16 protein-coding genes are annotated in these 16,843 nt (G+C 63.6%); 14 read left to right on the top strand and 2 right to left on the bottom strand.

From position 1 onward, the window contains the following. Positions 1-98: 98 nt before the first annotated feature. The 5 genes from G8O24_RS36890 (at position 99) to G8O24_RS36910 (ending at position 3,228) form a co-directional block, all read left to right on the top strand. On the top strand, positions 99-839 hold the full coding sequence (locus G8O24_RS36890; protein WP_188107434.1) for a TetR/AcrR family transcriptional regulator: 741 nt from the start codon (positions 99-101) through the stop codon (positions 837-839). A 121-nt stretch (positions 840-960) separates the two neighbouring features. Then, entirely contained in the window at positions 961-1,455 is a 495-nt protein-coding gene (locus tag G8O24_RS36895; RefSeq protein ID WP_188107435.1) for a DUF2852 domain-containing protein, read from the top strand. A 113-nt stretch (positions 1,456-1,568) separates the two neighbouring features. Beyond that, positions 1,569-1,790, top strand: a complete 222-nt coding sequence (locus G8O24_RS36900) for a hypothetical protein (RefSeq protein ID WP_188107448.1) — start codon at positions 1,569-1,571, stop codon at positions 1,788-1,790. Positions 1,791-1,994: 204 nt separating this feature from the next. Further along, positions 1,995-2,522 carry a PEP-CTERM sorting domain-containing protein gene (locus tag G8O24_RS36905; RefSeq protein WP_188107436.1) on the top strand — a complete coding sequence of 176 codons (528 nt, stop codon included), beginning with the start codon at positions 1,995-1,997 and terminating at the stop codon, positions 2,520-2,522. A gap of 31 nt (positions 2,523-2,553) precedes the next feature. Next, positions 2,554-3,228: a PEP-CTERM sorting domain-containing protein gene (locus tag G8O24_RS36910; protein ID WP_188107437.1), complete on the top strand. Its 675-nt coding sequence runs from the start codon at positions 2,554-2,556 to the stop codon at positions 3,226-3,228. A 30-nt stretch (positions 3,229-3,258) separates the two neighbouring features. On the opposite strand, the gene G8O24_RS36915 is transcribed toward G8O24_RS36910, so the two are convergent. After that, complete coding sequence (locus G8O24_RS36915; protein WP_188107438.1) at positions 3,259-4,422, bottom strand: acyl-CoA desaturase; 1,164 nt, start codon at positions 4,420-4,422, stop codon at positions 3,259-3,261. 168 nt (positions 4,423-4,590) lie between these two features. Here G8O24_RS36915 and G8O24_RS36920 point away from each other — a divergent pair, with 168 nt between their 5' ends. The 6 genes from G8O24_RS36920 (at position 4,591) to G8O24_RS36945 (ending at position 11,816) form a co-directional block, all read left to right on the top strand. Then, entirely contained in the window at positions 4,591-5,358 is a 768-nt protein-coding gene (locus G8O24_RS36920; RefSeq protein ID WP_188107439.1) for a serine acetyltransferase domain-containing protein, read from the top strand. 330 nt (positions 5,359-5,688) lie between these two features. Then, positions 5,689-6,405 carry a protein TolQ gene (tolQ, locus tag G8O24_RS36925; RefSeq protein WP_027532430.1) on the top strand — a complete coding sequence of 239 codons (717 nt, stop codon included), beginning with the start codon at positions 5,689-5,691 and terminating at the stop codon, positions 6,403-6,405. Positions 6,406-6,448: 43 nt separating this feature from the next. After that, positions 6,449-6,901: a protein TolR gene (tolR, locus tag G8O24_RS36930; RefSeq protein WP_188107440.1), complete on the top strand. Its 453-nt coding sequence runs from the start codon at positions 6,449-6,451 to the stop codon at positions 6,899-6,901. A gap of 4 nt (positions 6,902-6,905) precedes the next feature. Continuing rightward, positions 6,906-7,862 (top strand): cell envelope integrity protein TolA, encoded by a 957-nt coding sequence (gene tolA / locus G8O24_RS36935; RefSeq protein WP_188107441.1) that lies wholly within the window; start codon positions 6,906-6,908, stop codon positions 7,860-7,862. Between the two features lie 30 nt (positions 7,863-7,892). After that, a complete protein-coding gene (tolB, locus tag G8O24_RS36940) occupies positions 7,893-9,236 on the top strand; it encodes a Tol-Pal system beta propeller repeat protein TolB (RefSeq protein ID WP_376708124.1) in 1,344 nt (447 codons plus the stop codon). Between the two features lie 243 nt (positions 9,237-9,479). Next, positions 9,480-11,816: a putative bifunctional diguanylate cyclase/phosphodiesterase gene (locus G8O24_RS36945; RefSeq protein WP_188107442.1), complete on the top strand. Its 2,337-nt coding sequence runs from the start codon at positions 9,480-9,482 to the stop codon at positions 11,814-11,816. A 195-nt stretch (positions 11,817-12,011) separates the two neighbouring features. Here the strand turns inward: G8O24_RS36945 and G8O24_RS36950 are convergent, their stop codons facing one another. Continuing rightward, positions 12,012-13,700 carry an ankyrin repeat domain-containing protein gene (locus tag G8O24_RS36950; RefSeq protein ID WP_188107443.1) on the bottom strand — a complete coding sequence of 563 codons (1,689 nt, stop codon included), beginning with the start codon at positions 13,698-13,700 and terminating at the stop codon, positions 12,012-12,014. Positions 13,701-14,247: 547 nt separating this feature from the next. Here G8O24_RS36950 and G8O24_RS36955 point away from each other — a divergent pair. From G8O24_RS36955 to G8O24_RS36965, 3 genes are all read left to right on the top strand, one after another. Continuing rightward, positions 14,248-14,994 (top strand): N-acyl amino acid synthase FeeM domain-containing protein, encoded by a 747-nt coding sequence (locus tag G8O24_RS36955; RefSeq protein ID WP_188107444.1) that lies wholly within the window; start codon positions 14,248-14,250, stop codon positions 14,992-14,994. A 265-nt stretch (positions 14,995-15,259) separates the two neighbouring features. After that, positions 15,260-15,748 carry a peptidoglycan-associated lipoprotein Pal gene (gene pal / locus G8O24_RS36960; protein WP_188107445.1) on the top strand — a complete coding sequence of 163 codons (489 nt, stop codon included), beginning with the start codon at positions 15,260-15,262 and terminating at the stop codon, positions 15,746-15,748. A 188-nt stretch (positions 15,749-15,936) separates the two neighbouring features. Next, positions 15,937-16,843, top strand: a 907-nt coding sequence (locus G8O24_RS36965) for a tetratricopeptide repeat protein (RefSeq protein ID WP_188107446.1), incomplete at its 3' end; no start/stop codon positions are given.

Consider the following 16,843-nt stretch of genomic DNA (forward strand, 5'->3'; position numbering starts at 1 on the left):
CGGGCTCGATCCCGGGCCCGGACGGCGGGAAGGCACAGGTAATCACGCCCGATTCCTGCTAGTGACCTTCACGCCCGGCTCATGTAAAGGTCGTTCACATGAGCTGGCGCAAGGAGCAGCGCCGCGCCGAGCGCGGCTATCACCACGGCAATCTGAAGGAAGCACTTCTGCAGGCCGCCCTCGGGCTGATCGCCGAGAAGGGCGCGGCCGGCTTCACCTTTGCCGACGCGGCGCGCATGGCCGGCGTCAGCGCCGCGGCGCCTTACCGGCATTTCCGCGACCGCGACGAACTATTGTCCTCGATTGCCCAGCGCGGCTTCGAACAGTTCGAGTCGCGGCTGACCGCAGCCTGGGACGACGGGCGTCCCGACACCGTCACCGCGTTCGAGCGCGTCGGCCGCGCCTATCTCGCCTTCGCCCGCGAGGAGCCCGCCTTCTACAATGCGATGTTCGAATCGGGGCTGCCGGTGGATTCCAATCCGGCGCTGCAGGCCGCGAGCGAGCGCGCATTCAACGTCATTCGCGCCGCCGCGGAGCGGCTTGCGGCGCTTGCCCCTCCGGGCACGCCGCGCCCGCCGGCGATGATGATGGCGCTGCATATCTGGTCGATGGCGCATGGCGTCGCCTCGCTGTTCTCCCGCGGCGACGCCGCGCGCCGCAAGCTGCCGATGTCGCCGGACGAACTGCTCGAAGCCGAGGTGCTGATCTATCTGCGCGGCCTCGGCTTCCCGACCGACCGCAGGCCACAGGCGAAAGGCGCCGAGCCGCCGCCGGTGCCCCCGGAGGCATCCTCCGGTTCCGGCGTGCCGCCGGGCGGCCCCTGGGGCAAGCCGAAATAAAGTTGCGCAAATAATTCCGCGGGCCTGTCAGGCCGCCAGCTTGACAAAATCGCCGGATGGTCTAGCTATGTAAATGTTATTTACATTCACAACGGCGCTGATGCCGTGATGGAGAAGGGAAATGGCCTACACCGCTGATGTCAATCGCTGGCGCGGCCCCTCGGACCAATACCAACAATACGAGCGGCCCCGCATGCTCGATACGCCCTGGCATCCTGGCTGGATTGCCGTGACCATTCTCGGCTTCATCATCTGGTGGCCGATCGGACTTGCCCTTCTCTTTTTCACACTCGGGAGCAGAAGAATGTCGTGCTGGAGCAATTCGGATCGCTGGCAGAACAAGATGGAGCGCATGCAGTACAAGATGGACCGCATGCGCGACCGCATGGAGCGCCGCGGCTTCGGCGGCTTTGGCTTCGGCCCGCCGTCCTCCGGCAACCGCGCCTTCGACGAATATCGCTCTGAGACGTTGCGTCGGCTCGAGGAAGAGCAGGTCGAGTTCAAGAACTTCCTCGACCGTCTGCGTCACGCCAAGGACAAGGAAGAGTTCGACCAGTTCATGGCCCAGCACAAGACGCGTCCGACCCCGCCGCCGACCGACCAGCCGCAGGGCTGATCTGAAGCTGACGCCTCCCAAAGCCTTCAGGCGCATGCCCCCAAAGTCCTGATGGCCCCGAGCCGCCCGTCTGCGCATCCCGCAGGCGGGCGGTTTGGTTTTTGAAGAACGTCATGCGCGCGTTTCCGTCTGCCGAACCGGCGCACGGTTCGGAGACACCAAAGCTCATGGACCTCACCACCCGCCTGCTGCTCGGCGTGACCGCCCTCGCGGTGCTGGCCTATATGAGCTTCGTCTATGGCGGCTGCGCCGGCGATCCCGACTGCCATTTCCGCACCTGCGGCCGCCAGCTCTGCGGTGTCGTCCATGGCCATCAGGACCGCGCGCCGCGATAGAGCCGATCCGCGCCCGACAAGCCGCCGACAGCGCCTTCGGCGCGTTGCGGGGCGCCAGGCATCTGCAGCAGCTTCGGTCGACCAATAATTCTCTCCGGCAGAACGCACGTGTCACCCGGTTGGGTGACGAGATCAGTTTCGTCCGCTGATAGGGTCGCGTTCTCACCGGCTTGATGTACGTGCTGGCATTCAATCGGACGCCAAATGACAAAATCGATTTGCGCGAGGCTAGTTCTGCTGCTGTCGGTGCTCTGGTTGCAGCCTCACAGTGTCTTTGCCTCCGTCTACAAGTTCACGGCCGATTGTTCCGATTGTACGGGAGTCGTCGGATATCTGACCCTCCAGGGCTACACGCCCGGTATGGCGCTGACGTCCGGTGACTTTGTCAGCTTCGTCTATTCCTCAAGCGTTTTCACGCCAGCCATCACTTTCACGGAGGCCTCCTTGTCGGGCGAGATCTCCGCGCACGGGCCGGCAGACGTGACCGCTTATCTCTACTCCCCGACCGACTATTTCCATAACGGGCTTCACAATTACATTTTCAATACGCAGCTAACGGGCTTGTGGTCGCTCGGCGTGGACGGCAGCATCCTGGATCACGGTCCCACGCACAATTTTGCGCTCCAGACAGCGGTGCCGGAGCCGTCAACATGGGCCATGGCGATCCTCGGTTTTGTCGGCCTGGCCTTAGTCGCATCGCGCGGAAGGTTTCGCCGTGTATGCACGGCCTAAGCGTCATTCGACGTGCAATGGGAGAACGATCATGCGGTTGGTCAGGATTGCCGGCTTGATGGCAGCGGCCATTTCGATGGCGACTTCCGCGAATGCAGACGTCATAGGGCTGTCGACGGTCATGTTCAGCGACACTCCTGCTGAGTCGTGTGCAAGCCTCGCCGCCCTGTGCAACTTCTTACATACCAGCAGTGGGGCAGGTCTGACCGCCACGGGGCAACTGTTTGATGTTCCAAACCTGTCGTCACCGCTCAATTTGGGAACGATAACCATCGGCCAACGGGGAGGCCTGACGGCGGCGGATTTTCTCGATCTGAAAGTCACGTTCGCCCAGTCGGACGGCACGACTGTCGACGTCTATTTCACGGGTGACCCGGACGGACATTCCGGCACCGTCACATTCGGATCAAAGACTTTTCAATTCAACGGCGAGAGGTTGAGACTCGACATTGCCGCAATCACCAACCTTCCCGTCAGCACTCCCGGAGATCCCTGGGGTCTCAAGGGGAATCAGAAGTTTTCGGTGAGATTCGATGCGAATCCGCAGGCGGCGGAACCCGCGAGCGGACCCATCATCGGAACACTCGTCGAATTGACGCCAGGTGTTCCTGAACCGTCCACGTGGACGATGATGGTCCTCGGCTTTTGCGCGCTGGGCATCCTGTTCTCCCGCCAAAGCAAGCGCGCCGTGCCTCGTCTCACCTGAGCGAGCCACAGATGAAGGCAGTCGCGCGCTTCAGCGCACCGTCACGAGCTGCGCGCGCACCGATGTCAGGAAGTGCTCGTAGGCGTGGTCGACGATCTCGTTGAGGGATCGCGTCCGCGCGAACATGGCCCGCGCCTCGGCGACAAACTCGTCGCGGGTCGGAATCTTCGGCAGATGCAGATGCGTCAGCGCATCGACGCCTTCATGGGCGCGATTGAGGATGTCGTGCAGCGACGGCAGCTGCAATTGGGCGAGATCGGCCCGGTGCAGCGCCGACGAGATCGCGTGTGCCAGCGCGTGCGCGTCGAATCGCCCGGCAAGCTCGCGGGCGGCGCGATTGATCACGCGCGCGCCGAGCGGCTGCTCGTTGCGCAGCACCAGCTCGGGCGGTGCCTTCATGCTCCAGACGATCCCGCACCAGGACAGGACCTTGAGCGTGTAATAGGTCAGGTCGATCTCCCACCAGCGAAAGCCTTGTCGCACGCTGCTCTGGTAGGCGTGGTGATTGTTGTGCCAGCCCTCGCCCAGCGTGAGCAGCGCCAGCAGCCAGTTGTTGCGGGAATCGTCGCCGGTCACGTAGCGCTTGCGTCCATGGACATGGGCGAGCGAATTGATGCAGAAGGTCGCGTGATAGAGCAGCACCGTGCTCCACAGGAATCCGACGACGAGACCCGACCATCCCGCCACCACAAAACAGAGCACCGCAAGCACGAAGGCCGGCACCAGCTCGAGCCGATGCAGCCAGATCAGCTCCGGATAGACGGTGAGATCGCCCACCTTCACCAGGTCGGTCGCGTCGTGCTGCCGGTAGAAGATCCAGCCGACATGGCTGTAGAGGAAGCCGCGGTGCCGCGGCGAATGCACGTCATGCTCGGTGTCGGAATGCAGATGATGGTGCCGATGCTTGGCCGCCCACCACAATACGCTCTTCTGCGCGCTGCTTTGCGCCAGAAAGGCGAGGGCGAGCTGAAACACCCGCCCGGTCGCAAAGGCCTTGTGGGAGAAATAGCGATGGTAGCCCGCCCCGATCGCAAACATGCGCACCACATAGAGTGAAGCGCAGATCGCGACGGCCTGCCAGGTGACGCCCGACCAGATCGCCGCGAAGCAGCCGAGATGGACCAGCACGAACGGTATGGCGGAGGGATACATGACGTCGTCGTGATGGTCATCGGCGGGCGCGTTGGGCGACATGTGTTGGCGTGACCTTGGGTGAAGGAGATCGGGTGTTCTATAGGGGCGCCGGCATCTGGCATGCAAGCTCGTAGCCTCACGGGGATCTGCGGCATGATGCTCCGGGCGCCGCTGGCGCCTCCTGGCCCACGACCTATATAGGACAGCATCGAGATACCGGAGGCGACGATGGCACGAGCTGCGATCATGGCGAGCGACAGCCTCTGGCAGAGCATTCGCGATGAAGCGCAGCGCGTCGTTTCTGCCGATCCCGTGTTTGGCAGAGCCGTTGCCGACGCCGTTCTTACGCATGATGATTTCGCGGCAGTGCTCGCTAATCTGATCGGGCGCCGGCTTGGCGGCAACGCCGACGAGCGCGAACGCTTCACTGTTTTTTCCCGCGAGGCCTTTCGCCGGCACCCCGATCTGATCGACGCCGCCGGCCGTGATCTGCAGGCCATCGCGCACGGCGACCCCGCCATCACCGGCCTGTTGCCGCCGCTGCTGCATTTCAAGGGCTATGTCGCGCTGCAAGCCTGGCGCGTCTCGCACTGGCTCTGGCGCCACGATCATCACGATGCGGCGCTGTTGTTTCAGAACGAGGCCTCGAACGTCCTCCAGGTCAGCATTCATCCTGCCGCGACAATCGGATCTGGCGTCTATCTCGACCACGCCACCGGCATCGTCATCGGCGCCGCCGTCGTCATCGGCGACGACGTCACCATCCTCCAGAACGTCAGCATTGGTCGCGGCAGCGAAATGCCGACGCGCTCGCCGCGCATCGGCCACGGTGTCTTCATCGGCGCCGGCGCGACCATTCTCGGCGATGTCAGCATCGGCGATTTCGCCAAGATCGGCGCCGGAACGGTCGTGACATCAGATGTCCCCGCCGGCTGCACCGCCGTCGGCAATCCGGCGCGACTGACGAATTGCCCCGAACCTGCCTCCGCGGCGTAAGCCCCACGACCCCGCATTCTGCACCGATACGCCCATCCCCCTGCGCTGCCACCCTTTTCCGCAGCCAAATTCGGCCCTGGTAACCCCGCATTAACCAACGCCGGGCTCTGGTATTTCCGGACAATCGCGCCCGGAGCTGTCGTCGAGGCCCATAGTTTTGACATCTTGGCAGGGAATGCAGGCGGCGGCTTTGGAAGCCCCTGCACCCCAGAAAGACAAGGCTTTGAGCGGGCTTGCCGGCCGCGCCGGTGCTAGCGCGGCTATTGGGGAACCGGCCGCCATTGGGCTCGCCGGGACATAGGTAACGATCGCCTTGAGAGGAACTTGCTGATGAATCCGGCCGACGTGGCTCAATCTGCCCTTCCGGTTGCCGCCTCCGCCGACGTGTCGCTGATTGCGCTGTTCTGGCAGGCTCACTGGATCGTGAAATGCGTCATGCTGGGCCTGTTGTCCTGCTCGGTCTGGGTCTGGGCCATCGCCATCGACAAGATCTTCCTCTACGCCCGCACCCGCCGCTCGATGGACCGGTTTGAGCAGGCGTTCTGGTCCGGCGAGTCGATCGAGGAGCTCTATCGCACCCTCTCGGCCAAGCCGACCCATTCCATGGCGGCCTGTTTCGTCGCCGCGATGCGAGAATGGAAGCGGTCGTTCGAGAGCCATGCCCGCTCGGTCGCAGGGCTGCAGATGCGGATCGACAAGGTCATGAACGTCTCGATCGCCCGCGAGGTCGAACGGCTGGAGCGCCGGTTGCTGGTGCTGGCCACCGTCGGCTCCGCCGGGCCCTTCGTCGGCCTGTTCGGCACGGTCTGGGGCATCATGTCGAGCTTCCAGTCGATCGCGGCGTCCAAAAATACCTCTCTGGCGGTGGTGGCGCCCGGTATCGCGGAAGCGCTGTTTGCGACCGCGGTCGGCCTTATCGCCGCCATTCCTGCCACTATTTTCTACAATAAGTTCACCTCCGAGGTGAACCGACAGGCCCAGCGGCTCGAGGGCTTCGCTGACGAATTTTCAGCCATCCTGTCCCGCCAGATCGACGAGCGGGGCTGACGGGTGGCATGTATAGTGTGAAGGTGAGATTGGGCATCAAGCCATGGGCATGAACGTAGCCAGTTCGTCCGGAGGCGGCGGCCGTCGCAGCCGGCGCAAGCCGGTCATGGCCGAGATCAACGTCACGCCGATGGTCGACGTGATGCTGGTGCTGCTCATCATCTTCATGGTGTCGGCGCCGCTGCTCACGGTCGGCGTGCCGCTCGACCTGCCGCAGACCCAGGCCAAGAGCCTCGAGCAGAACGACCAGAAGCCGATCCAGATGTCGGTCGATATCAAGGGCAAGGTGTTCATCAACGACCAGGAGATCGCAATCAACGAGCTGATCCCGAAGCTGAAGGCGATCACGGACGCGCGGGGCGGGCTCGAGGAACGCATCTATCTGCGCGCCGACAAGAAGGCGGATTACGGCACGGTGGCCAGGGTGATGGGCCTGCTGTCGGGCGCCGGCTTCAAGAAGCTGGCGCTCGTCACCGAAGCGGATCAGGGGTCTTAGGCCAGTGAAGGTGAAGGTCGACAAGACACTCGTTGCGTCGATTGTCCTCCACGTCCTCGTGCTGGGGTGGGGCCTGCTCACCTTTAGCAGCAAAGCCTACATCGCGCAGGAGTCGCTTCCGGTCGACATCATCTCCAGCGACCAGCTCGCGCAGATGATGTCGGGGCAGAAGACCGGCGACAAGAAAGAGCCGAAGCCCAAGGTCGAGAAGATCGCCGAGGCCAAGCCCGAGGAAGATTCCGTCGGCAAGGTCACCGAGAAGAAAGAGCTGATCAAGACCAATTCGACGCCCGACCCGCCGCCGAAGCCCGTCGAAAAGCCGGTCGAGAAGAAGCCCGATCCGCCGAAGCCGGTCGCAGAGACGAAGCCGAAGGAAGAGCCGAAGCCGCAGGAGAAGAAGCCTGATCCGGCCAAGGAAGATCCGATCGCGGAGCTTCAAAAGAAGCTGGACACCAAGAAGCCGCCGCCCAAGCCCGTGGAGCAAAAAGTCGCCGCTGTCCAGCCGCAGCAGCAGCCGAAGCCCAAGGAGCGCACCTTCGATCCCGCGCAGATTGCCCGCGACCTCGACAAGCGTGCTGCGACCCGGCACGAGCTGACAGGGGCGGCGCTGAATGCGTCGGCGTCACTGGGCTCGACGTCGGGGACAGCCGCCAACAACGTCGCGACCTGGCAGGGCGCTTTCGTTGCGGCCGTGAAGCACTGCTTCAATTTCCCTTACGATGCTCAGGACAAGGATCAGTTTGCGGCCGACATCGACATTCAGATGCGTCCCGATGGCACGCTCGCCTCGGTGCCTGTCATTGTCGCCGTACGAGGACCGTCTCGGACAATTGCAAATGCGATGGCGGAGAGTGCCAAGCGTGCTATCCAAGAGTGTGCGCCCTACGTATTCTTGCCGAAATCCCAGTACGACACTTGGAAAACGATTGCGCTGACTTTCGATATGAAAGATCAGAGCTAGATCCGACATGAGCTAACTCAGGTGAACAAGATGCCATTTCTGACGCGACGTGGGTTCATCGCGGCCGCGGGTTCGACTCTGCTGGCCGGACGCGCCGCAACTGCGCAGGGCCGGCTTCAAGTCGGTCCTGGCGGATTCCAGCCCATCTCGATCGCGATCACCAACTTCGTGCCGGGCTCGCCCGCCGATGGTGAGGTCAGCAACGGCGTCACCCAGGTCATCACCAACAATCTGAAGCGCTCGGGCCTGTTTGCCCCGATCGACCAGGCCGCGTTCATCGAACGCATCAGCAACATCGACGTCGCACCGCAATTCCAGAACTGGAAGACCCTCAACGCGCAGGCCCTCGTCACCGGCCGCATGACGCGGCAGCAGGACGGTCGCCTCAAGGCCGAATTCCGCCTGTGGGACGTGGTTTCCGGCCAGCAGCTCGCGGGACAGCAATATTTCACCTCACCGGAATATTGGCGCCGGATCGCCCACATCATCTCCGACCAGATCTACGAGCAGATGACCGGCGAGAAGGGTTATTTCGACAGCCGCGTCGTGTTCGTCGACGAGACCGGGCCGAAGGAGCGCCGCGTCAAGCGGCTTGCCATGATGGACCAGGACGGCGCCAATGTGCGCTACCTCACCCGCGGCTCCGATCTCGTGCTGACGCCGCGCTTCTCGCCGAACTCGCAAGAGATCACCTACATGGAGTTCGGGCAGGGCGATCCGAAGGTCTATCTCTTCAACATCGAGACCGGCCAGCGCGAGATCGTCGGCAACTTCCCCGGCATGACCTTCGCGCCGCGCTTCTCGCCGGACGGCCAGCGCGTCATCATGAGCCTGCAGCAGGGCGGCAATTCAAACCTGTTCGTGATGGATCTGCGTTCGCGCTCGACCACGCGCCTCACCGACACACCGGCGATCGATACGTCGCCGTCCTATTCGCCTGATGGCACCCGCATCTGCTTCGAATCCGATCGCGGTGGCCGGTCGCAGATCTATGTGATGGCAGCGGGTGGCGGACAGGCGCAGCGCATCTCCTTCTCCAAGGACGACAACAACGCAACTTATTCGACGCCGGTGTGGTCGCCGAAGGGCGACTACATCGCCTTCACCCGGCAGGGCGGCGGGCAGTTCTCGATCGGTGTCATGAAGCCGGATGGCTCCGGCGAGCGTCTGCTCACGTCAGGCTATCACAATGAAGGCCCGACCTTCTCGCCCAACGGCCGCGTGCTGATGTTCTTCCGCGATCCCGGCGGCAACGCCGGGCCGTCGCTGTTCTCCGTCGACATCTCCGGCCGCTTTGAACAAAAGGTGCCGACGCCGGGCTTCGCCTCCGATCCGGCCTGGTCCCCGCTGTTGTCGGCCACCGCGGGCCAATAGGCCGATCGCGCGCTTCAATGCGCGATGTTGTCGAAAAACAGCGCTGATTTTTTCGGTTTCTGCGCGCGCGGCAAGCTTTCCTTCACCTTGCGCCCGGCAACGCTTGCCTAGTTGCTTGATATTTCAGCGGAAATAGTTTCGCTATTTTCGAAAAACAACTCGACTTTAACGATGTTCCCTCAGAAAGGCTTCATCTGGAGTGGGTAAAAGTACGCGCCAGACAGGACGCGCGTACAAACGAAAATGCAGTTCGCAAGCCAGACCGGAAAATCCGATCGAGGACAGGCCGCGCCCACGGTGTCGGCGGCGCTGAACGATTCACTGTTCGAAGTGCCCGGTCCGTTGTTTGCGGGGATCGTCTTCGTCGCCATCGGCGCGGCGATCACCGCGCTCCGGACCGGACAGATTCTGACCTGGTCGACGGTGGGGCTGATCATCCTGGCCGGCGCTCTGCGCCTGTTCGACCTGTTCCGGTTCCTGCCGCGCAAGGCGAACCTGACCGACGAAGAGGCCGTGCTCTGGCAAAGGCGCTATTTGGTCGGGGCGCTGATCCAGGCCGCTGCCATCGGAACGTGGTGCTCCCTTGCCCTGGTGAGCACTGACGACGCCGTCGTCCACATGATCGCGCTGTCCATCACCACCGGCATCGTCGGCGGAGGTGCGGGTCGGGCCTACGGACGGCCGTCGATCTATCATCTGCAGGCCGGGCTCATGTTCGGCCCGGCGGTCATCGCGCTGGCGTCGCACGGCACGCCCTACTACATCGCGATGTCGTTCGTGAGCGCCGCATTCCTGCTGGCGATCATGCAAATCTCGGCCAATCTGCACAGGATATTCATGCGGGCGGTCGTGGCCGGTGAACGCGAAGCGGCGCTCGCCGGCCAGTTCGACACGGCGCTGAACAACATGCCGCACGGCCTGTGCATGTTCCGCCTCGACAGGCAGCTTGCGGTGATGAACCACCGCTTCAGCGCGATGCTGAGCCTGCCCGACGAGCTCATTCGCAGCGGCATCAGCGCGCGTGACGTCCTCAGCGCATGCGTCAGCTCGGGCTCGATCTCGGCGGCGAGCGCCGAGACGATCATCGCCGCGATCGAGAGCGCGCAGGCAAGGGAAATCGTCACCGCCGATCCCGACGCGGAGCGAAACCGGTCGCTGTCCTGGACCGTGCAGCCGATGGCCGACGGAGGCGCGGTGGTGCTGCTCGAGGACGTGACCGAGCGGCGCAATGCCGAGGCCAAGATCACGCATCTTGCCCGCTATGATGAACTGACGGCGCTACCCAATCGGGTCCATTTCCGAAACGAGATCGAATCTCTGCTCGCGGCCTCCAACCATGCCGAACGGCTCTCCGCATTGCTGTTCGTCGACCTCGACCAGTTCAAGCAGGTCAACGACACGCTCGGCCATCCCTGCGGCGACCAGCTGCTCTGCGCTGTCGCCAACCGCCTGCGCGAGATGCTGCGGCCGGAGGATTTCGTCGCGCGCTTCGGCGGCGACGAGTTCGTCGTGTTCCAGCAGAACATCAGTGCGCCGGAGGATGCGGCGAGCCTTGCCCGCCGTATCGTCGAGCGCCTGAGCGAACGTTACCGCATCGACAATCATCTGGTCGAGATCGGCGCCAGCGTCGGCATCGCGCTGACCTCGCCGGAATGCGCCAGCGCCGACATCCTGCTCAAGAACGCCGACATGGCGCTGTACCGGGCTAAGGCCGACGGCCGCGGTACCTTCTGCTTCTTCCGCGACGAGATGGCGGCGACCGTCGAGGCACGCCGCATCCTCGAGCTCGACCTGCGCAAGGCGCTGGCCAACGAGGAGTTCGAGCTGTTCTATCAGCCGCTGGTCAATCTCAAGTCCGGCAAGATCACCACCTGCGAGGCGCTGCTGCGCTGGAACCATCCGGTGCGCGGCACGGTCTCGCCGATCGACATCATCCCGGTCGCCGAGGATATGGGCCTGATCGTCGATCTCGGCCGCTGGATCCTGCGTCGCGCCTGCATGGAATGCATGAAGTGGCCCGAGGGTGTCAGCGTCGCCGTCAACTTCTCGCCGCAGCAATTCCACCAGCGCGACGTCTTGAGCGAAATCCGCTATGCGCTCGAAGTGTCGGGCTTGCCGGCGCATCGCCTCGAGATCGAGATCACCGAGTCCTCGCTGCTGCGCAACACCCAGCTCACCCATGACATCCTGTCGCAACTGCATGCGCTCGGCGTGCGCATTTCGCTGGATGATTTCGGCACCGGCTATTCCAGCCTCAGCTATCTGCACAATTTCCCGATGCAGAAGGTCAAGATCGACCGCTCCTTCCTCGAAGGCATCGACAGCGACCGTCCGCTGACGCTGCTGCGCGGCGTGGCGCGCCTGTCCGCCGATCTCGGCATGTCGGTCGTGGTCGAGGGCATCGAGACCAACGAGCAGCTCGAGCTGATCAGCGCCGACGGCACCGTCTCGGAAGGGCAGGGCTATTTGTTCAGCCGACCGGTCCCGGCCATCCGTATCAGGCAATTGCTCGACGCCTCCCATGGCCGTCGCATCACCGACGCCCAGGTCGTCGCGATTTCCTCGCGGTCGTTTGCCTAGAGCCTGATCCGGAAAAGTGCGAAGCGGTTTTCCGGGAAGATCATGCTCAAACAAAAAGCTAAAGCGCGATGATTCAACCAAATCTCATCGCGCTTTAGCCGCAGGCGCGCGGCTGCGCGAAAACGTCTTCGATACCGTCATGACGGCGATCGTTCGTGCAGACTGATCGCACCCCGAGTTGGTCGCGTGTTCAGCTCATGTCCCCCGGTTCCCTTTGGGGTGTCGATTGGCCAGGAAGTCAGCCAGCTCGATCAGCCCGTGCTTCCTCAGATTTTCTTCTGCCGTCAGACCATCCGTCGAGGCCCGGATGCTCGGATCGGCGCCGTGATCCAGCAGGAAGGCAGCCATCTCCATCGCTTGCGCCTCGTCGGCCGGCAAAAAGAAAAGCGGCGTGCAGCCCATCCGCGTATGGCCAGCATTCACCAGGTCGGGATCTTCGGCGAACAGCTCAGCGAGCCGGTTTCTGAATCCGAGGCAGGTCAGGTTGTGGACATCGCGGCTTAACGGCGCGAGGAAGGTTGCGATCTCGCGTCGGTCGAAATGGGCTGCATATCCCATCGCCCCGCCGCCGAAGCTCGTCGTGGGGCGGTCGATGTCGGCGCCATGAGCGACCAGCAGCTTGACGACCTCGAGCGACCCACCCGCGACCGCGACTTGGAGTCCACGCTGCTCGATCTCGTCGGCGACATCGACGTCCACGCCCAACTCCAGCAGCAGAGCCACGGCGTCGGCCCGGCCGGCACGGGCCGCTGTCAGCATCGGCTCCGGGTCACGGAGATATTCGGGGTGACTTGTCGCGATCGCGCGCGAGGCTTCACGGTCAAGGCTCATGCACGCGGCCCGAAAGGCCGAGAGGCCTTGGAGCGTCGTGGCCTCGGCACCAAAACGTTGGAGCAGTGCCACCATCTCGACGTGGCCGTGGATCAGCGCTTCCTCGCGCTGGGGGCGTTGGGAATAGGCGTGCAGGCTGTTGGGGTCCGCGCCATGCGCGAGCAGCCATTCCGCCCGCCTCAGATGATTGAAGGCCGTCGCGTTGCCAAGCAGGTAGTCGAGCGCGTTCAGTGCGACGGTACCACCAATGATCGGGGTCTCGGAAGCCACACGCCATCCGTCGAGCCGTCGGTGTCGCTCCGATTGGGTCCAGAGAAAATCCAGCCAGTCGGTGTCGTCGCGGGTGATGGAGGTGTTGTAGAGCGCCTGCGGGTCGAAAGGATCGGTGCCACGTTCGATCAGCAGGGTGGCGAGGTCCTTCGCTTGCGGATGCTGCGGCTGGTCGCCTTCGCCTTGGCCGATCACGCCGGTGAGCACGGTAAAGGCAGGCTCGCCCCAGGGACCAATCCAGCAGGCGTTGGGATCGGCGCCGTGGTCCAGCAGCCGCACTGCGATCTCTACGCTGCGCGTCTCGCTGCCGGGCAGGTTCGAATAGGCCAGATAGAGCAAGGGCTCGCGGCCCAGCGGGCCGCCCTTGCGGTTCGCGGCGATGGGATCGGCGGTCAGGCGTCGCTCGACCTCCGCCACGTTCCCGGTGGCTGCGGCAGTGTGGATACTGTCGCGGCCGATCTCCGGCCAGCGGGCCAGCAGGCGCGCGCCGGTCGCGTGGTCGCCCGCCCAGTCGGCCGACCGCAAGACAAGCTCCACGCGCTCAGCATACGAGTGTCGGGCGTCTTCCAGCGCCTGGCACAGCGCTGCCCACCCGGCAAAGCCGTACTCGCGGGCCAAAGCGAGCTGGACATCGCGCAGGCCCGGCTCGGCCGGAGCCGCCGGCGTCGCAGCGAGCAACCGGCGATGCGCATTCCCGTCGCCGGTCTGCAGCGTCTTCAGCCAGCGCTTGGCTTCTTTCTTGAGGGTTTCGAGAGTTGAACGGGCGGAGAGCTTGCGGCTCATGACGACCTTCCTTCCGTATCGCCTGGAGTCCGCTGAAACAGGCCGGAAGAAGGAGCGTGAAACGATCAGATCATTTCAGGATGGGCGGGAGCCAGCTCCCTTGCCGCGGACCGGTGGCGCCCCATAGCGCACTGCATCAGATGATCTATCGCCCCGGTCATTGTTGTCAACGAGCCGTGCCAAAGAAGCACTGAGGACGCCTCGCACCGAGTTGAACAGGCTGGCGGGCTACCTTGAACAGGACGACGTCTCGGTCCTTGCCTTCAACATGATCCGCAGCATCAACCTTCGCGCAAGGTCGAGCTGAAACGAGGTCGCCTCCCAAGTTAAGGAAGTCGTCCTGCCAAGACAGGGCGCCGATGTTCTCACACGGCCCGGCGCGCGGCCCTCACTGTTTCTCCATGTTTCCTGCAGGTTGCTGCTTGAATTCCCCGGGATTCTACGGGCGCGGCCTTAACCCTAACAATTTGAACCCTTTGCAATTCGGTTAAGGAGTCATTAATCTTTTCCATGCTCGCGGAAGTTGCCCGGGCAGTGGGAGTATCAGATGAAGTCAGGAGCCGAGGCGCGTGCGCCGCTCGAGATTCGCGGAGCCGCGTTGTTCGACCGCGTCGACTACCGCCTGATCGAAACTCCCGAGGAGCGCGATGCGGTCTACGCGATGCGCTACAGGGCCTATCTGCATGGCGGGCTGATCTCCCCGTCGGCGTCCGAGCGCATCGTCGATGTCTACGACGATTCCCCCAACGCCTGGATCTTCGGCGTCTATCTCGACGGTGAGCTCTGCAGCTCGCTCCGCCTTCACGTCCTGACGTCGGAATGGCGGATGTCCTACACCACCGAATTGTTCGGTGATGTTCTTCTCCCTCGTCTCGATCGGGGCGAGGTTTTCGTCGATCCCGCGCGCTTTGCTGCGGACCCGGAAAAGAGCCAGCGGTTTCACGAACTGCCCTATCTGACGTTGCGGCTGGCCTATCTGGCCTGCGACCATTTCAATGCGGATCTCGGACTTGCGATGGTGCGCACGGATCATCAGGCGTTCTATCGCCGGATTTTCCTGCATGAAACCCTGACCGAGCCGCGTCCGTTCCCGGGCTGGCACTCGCGTCAGGTGGTCCTGATGGCCTCCGACTTCGCCAAGCTCAAGGAGCGGGTGTTGACGCGTTTTCCGATCATGCGCTCCAGCGCCTTCGAGCGGCGGATGCTGTTCGATCGCGCCGGCCAGACCCAGCCTGTCTCTCGGCCAGCGCTGGTTGCGGCCCCGCGTAAGGTTTCCGCCGCCACCCTGGCCTGATCGACGTCAGACTTGCGTGCCGCGGCATTGAGCGGCCCGCCAAGGCGCCGAATTCAAGCAAAATTCGGCTGATTTGGCTGTGATCGCCGCTTGCCTTCACCCTCACGCCACATTTACAACCCATTAACCATGATGGGTGCTTTTCGCTGGTTGGGGGCATTTGACCGGCTGAGGCAAGGTTCCGATAAGGTTGACGGAACGTTCGCTTAACCAACCCCCTGTAGACCGGACAGCAGTGGACGAACGTGAGCGTGGAGGCTCCGGAATGATGAATCCTATGCGTATCCTCCAGGGATTGAAGCTGGCTGCGGTGGTCGCGATCGCGCTGTCGATGGGCGCCTGCGCCAAGCAGAATGCCGGCCTGGACGCCAATGCGAGCGCGGCGACGCCCGGCAGCCAGCAGGATTTCGTGGTGAACGTTGGCGACCGCGTGTTCTTCGAGAGCGACCAGACCGATCTGACCCCGCAGGCGATCGTGACCCTGGAGAAGCAGGCGCAGTGGCTGCAGACCTATCCGCGCTACTCCTTCACCATCGAAGGTCACGCCGACGAGCGCGGCACCCGCGAATACAACATCGCCCTCGGCGCCCGCAGGGCCCAGTCGGTGCGTTCGTTCCTCGCCTCGCGCGGCATCGACCCGAACCGCATGCGCACGATCTCCTACGGCAAGGAGCGCCCGGTCGCGGTGTGTAACGACATCTCCTGCTGGTCGCAGAACCGTCGTGCTGTGACCGTGCTGAACGCGAGCTCCTGATACTCAGTCAGCCGCCGTTCATCTTTGGCAACCGAATATGCCGGCGCCCTTCACGGGCGCCGGTTTTGTTTCAGCGATCTGTGACAGAATCCCCGTGGTGCCAGTCACATTTTTGGCGTACTCCGCTTCGATGTGTGGCGCGTCGCGTGTTCCGTCGCAGGCCATTTCGCTTTCGTCGTCAGGGCAAGATGTCATCCAGATTTAAGGTCTTTACCGGCACCGTGGCCATCGCCGCGCTGCTTCCCTTGTGCACGCCCGTCTTCGCGCAGACGGACGACGATCCCGAGATGCGGATCGAGCGGCTGGAGAACCAGCTGCGCCAGCTCACCGGCCAGAACGAAGAGCTGCAATATCGCAACCGCCAGCTCGAAGATCGCATCCGCCAGCTCGAGGGCGGCGCGCAAGGCGCAGCACCCGGACAGGCGCCGGCCCAGCCCAATGTCGCCGCCGTGCCGCCGGCCCAGGTCGCGCCTCCCTATCGCCAGCAGCCGCAGCAACAGGCCGTGCAGCAGCCGACCTACCCGCAACCGAATTACCAGCAGCCCCAGATCGCCGCGCCTGCGCCGATCGTTCAGGAGCAGCCGGGTCCGGGCGCTCCCGGCACGCGCCGCCGCGGCGATGCGTTCGACCCGAGCCAGAGCCCGAATGCGCCCGGTGCGCCGCGCGCGCTCGGCGGCGGCCAGCAGCCGATGCCGGCAGGTGCGCCGCTCGATCTCTCCAACAACGGCGGACAATATCCGCAAGGCGCAGCTCCAGCTCAGCCCGGTTATCCGCCCGCCCAGCAGGGTTACCCGCCGGCGCAACAAGGCTATCCCGCGCAAGGCGGCGGTCCTGCGCTCGCGACGCTGCCGCCCTCGGCGACGCCGCGCGACGAGTTCGACCTCGGCATCGGCTACATGCAGCGCAAGGATTATGCGCTCGCCGAGCAGACCATGAAGAACTTTGCGGCGAAATATCCGTCAGATCCGCTGCTCGGCGATGCGCAATACTGGCTCGGCGAGAGCTATTACCAGCGCCAGCAATATCGCGATTCCGCCGAGGCCTTCCTCGCCGTCACCACCAAATACGACAAATCGGCCAAGGCGCCGGATGCGC

It is taken from the genome of Bradyrhizobium campsiandrae (genome assembly GCF_014529705.1).
Classification (GTDB): Bacteria; Pseudomonadota; Alphaproteobacteria; order Rhizobiales; family Xanthobacteraceae; genus Bradyrhizobium; species Bradyrhizobium campsiandrae.

Coding starts and splice junctions, on each gene's coding strand:
- tolR (WP_188107440.1), top strand. CDS start 6,449: ATGGGCATGAACGTAGCCAGTTCGTCCGGAGGCGGCGGCCGTCGCAGC.
- G8O24_RS36955 (WP_188107444.1), top strand. CDS start 14,248: ATGAAGTCAGGAGCCGAGGCGCGTGCGCCGCTCGAGATTCGCGGAGCC.
- tolB (WP_376708124.1), top strand. CDS start 7,893: ATGCCATTTCTGACGCGACGTGGGTTCATCGCGGCCGCGGGTTCGACT.
- G8O24_RS36895 (WP_188107435.1), top strand. CDS start 961: ATGGCCTACACCGCTGATGTCAATCGCTGGCGCGGCCCCTCGGACCAA.
- G8O24_RS36900 (WP_188107448.1), top strand. CDS start 1,569: ATGCGCGCGTTTCCGTCTGCCGAACCGGCGCACGGTTCGGAGACACCA.
- G8O24_RS36950 (WP_188107443.1), bottom strand. CDS start 13,700: ATGAGCCGCAAGCTCTCCGCCCGTTCAACTCTCGAAACCCTCAAGAAA.
- G8O24_RS36915 (WP_188107438.1), bottom strand. CDS start 4,422: ATGTCGCCCAACGCGCCCGCCGATGACCATCACGACGACGTCATGTAT.
- G8O24_RS36910 (WP_188107437.1), top strand. CDS start 2,554: ATGCGGTTGGTCAGGATTGCCGGCTTGATGGCAGCGGCCATTTCGATG.
- tolQ (WP_027532430.1), top strand. CDS start 5,689: ATGAATCCGGCCGACGTGGCTCAATCTGCCCTTCCGGTTGCCGCCTCC.
- G8O24_RS36890 (WP_188107434.1), top strand. CDS start 99: ATGAGCTGGCGCAAGGAGCAGCGCCGCGCCGAGCGCGGCTATCACCAC.
- pal (WP_188107445.1), top strand. CDS start 15,260: ATGATGAATCCTATGCGTATCCTCCAGGGATTGAAGCTGGCTGCGGTG.
- G8O24_RS36920 (WP_188107439.1), top strand. CDS start 4,591: ATGGCACGAGCTGCGATCATGGCGAGCGACAGCCTCTGGCAGAGCATT.
- G8O24_RS36945 (WP_188107442.1), top strand. CDS start 9,480: ATGCAGTTCGCAAGCCAGACCGGAAAATCCGATCGAGGACAGGCCGCG.
- G8O24_RS36905 (WP_188107436.1), top strand. CDS start 1,995: ATGACAAAATCGATTTGCGCGAGGCTAGTTCTGCTGCTGTCGGTGCTC.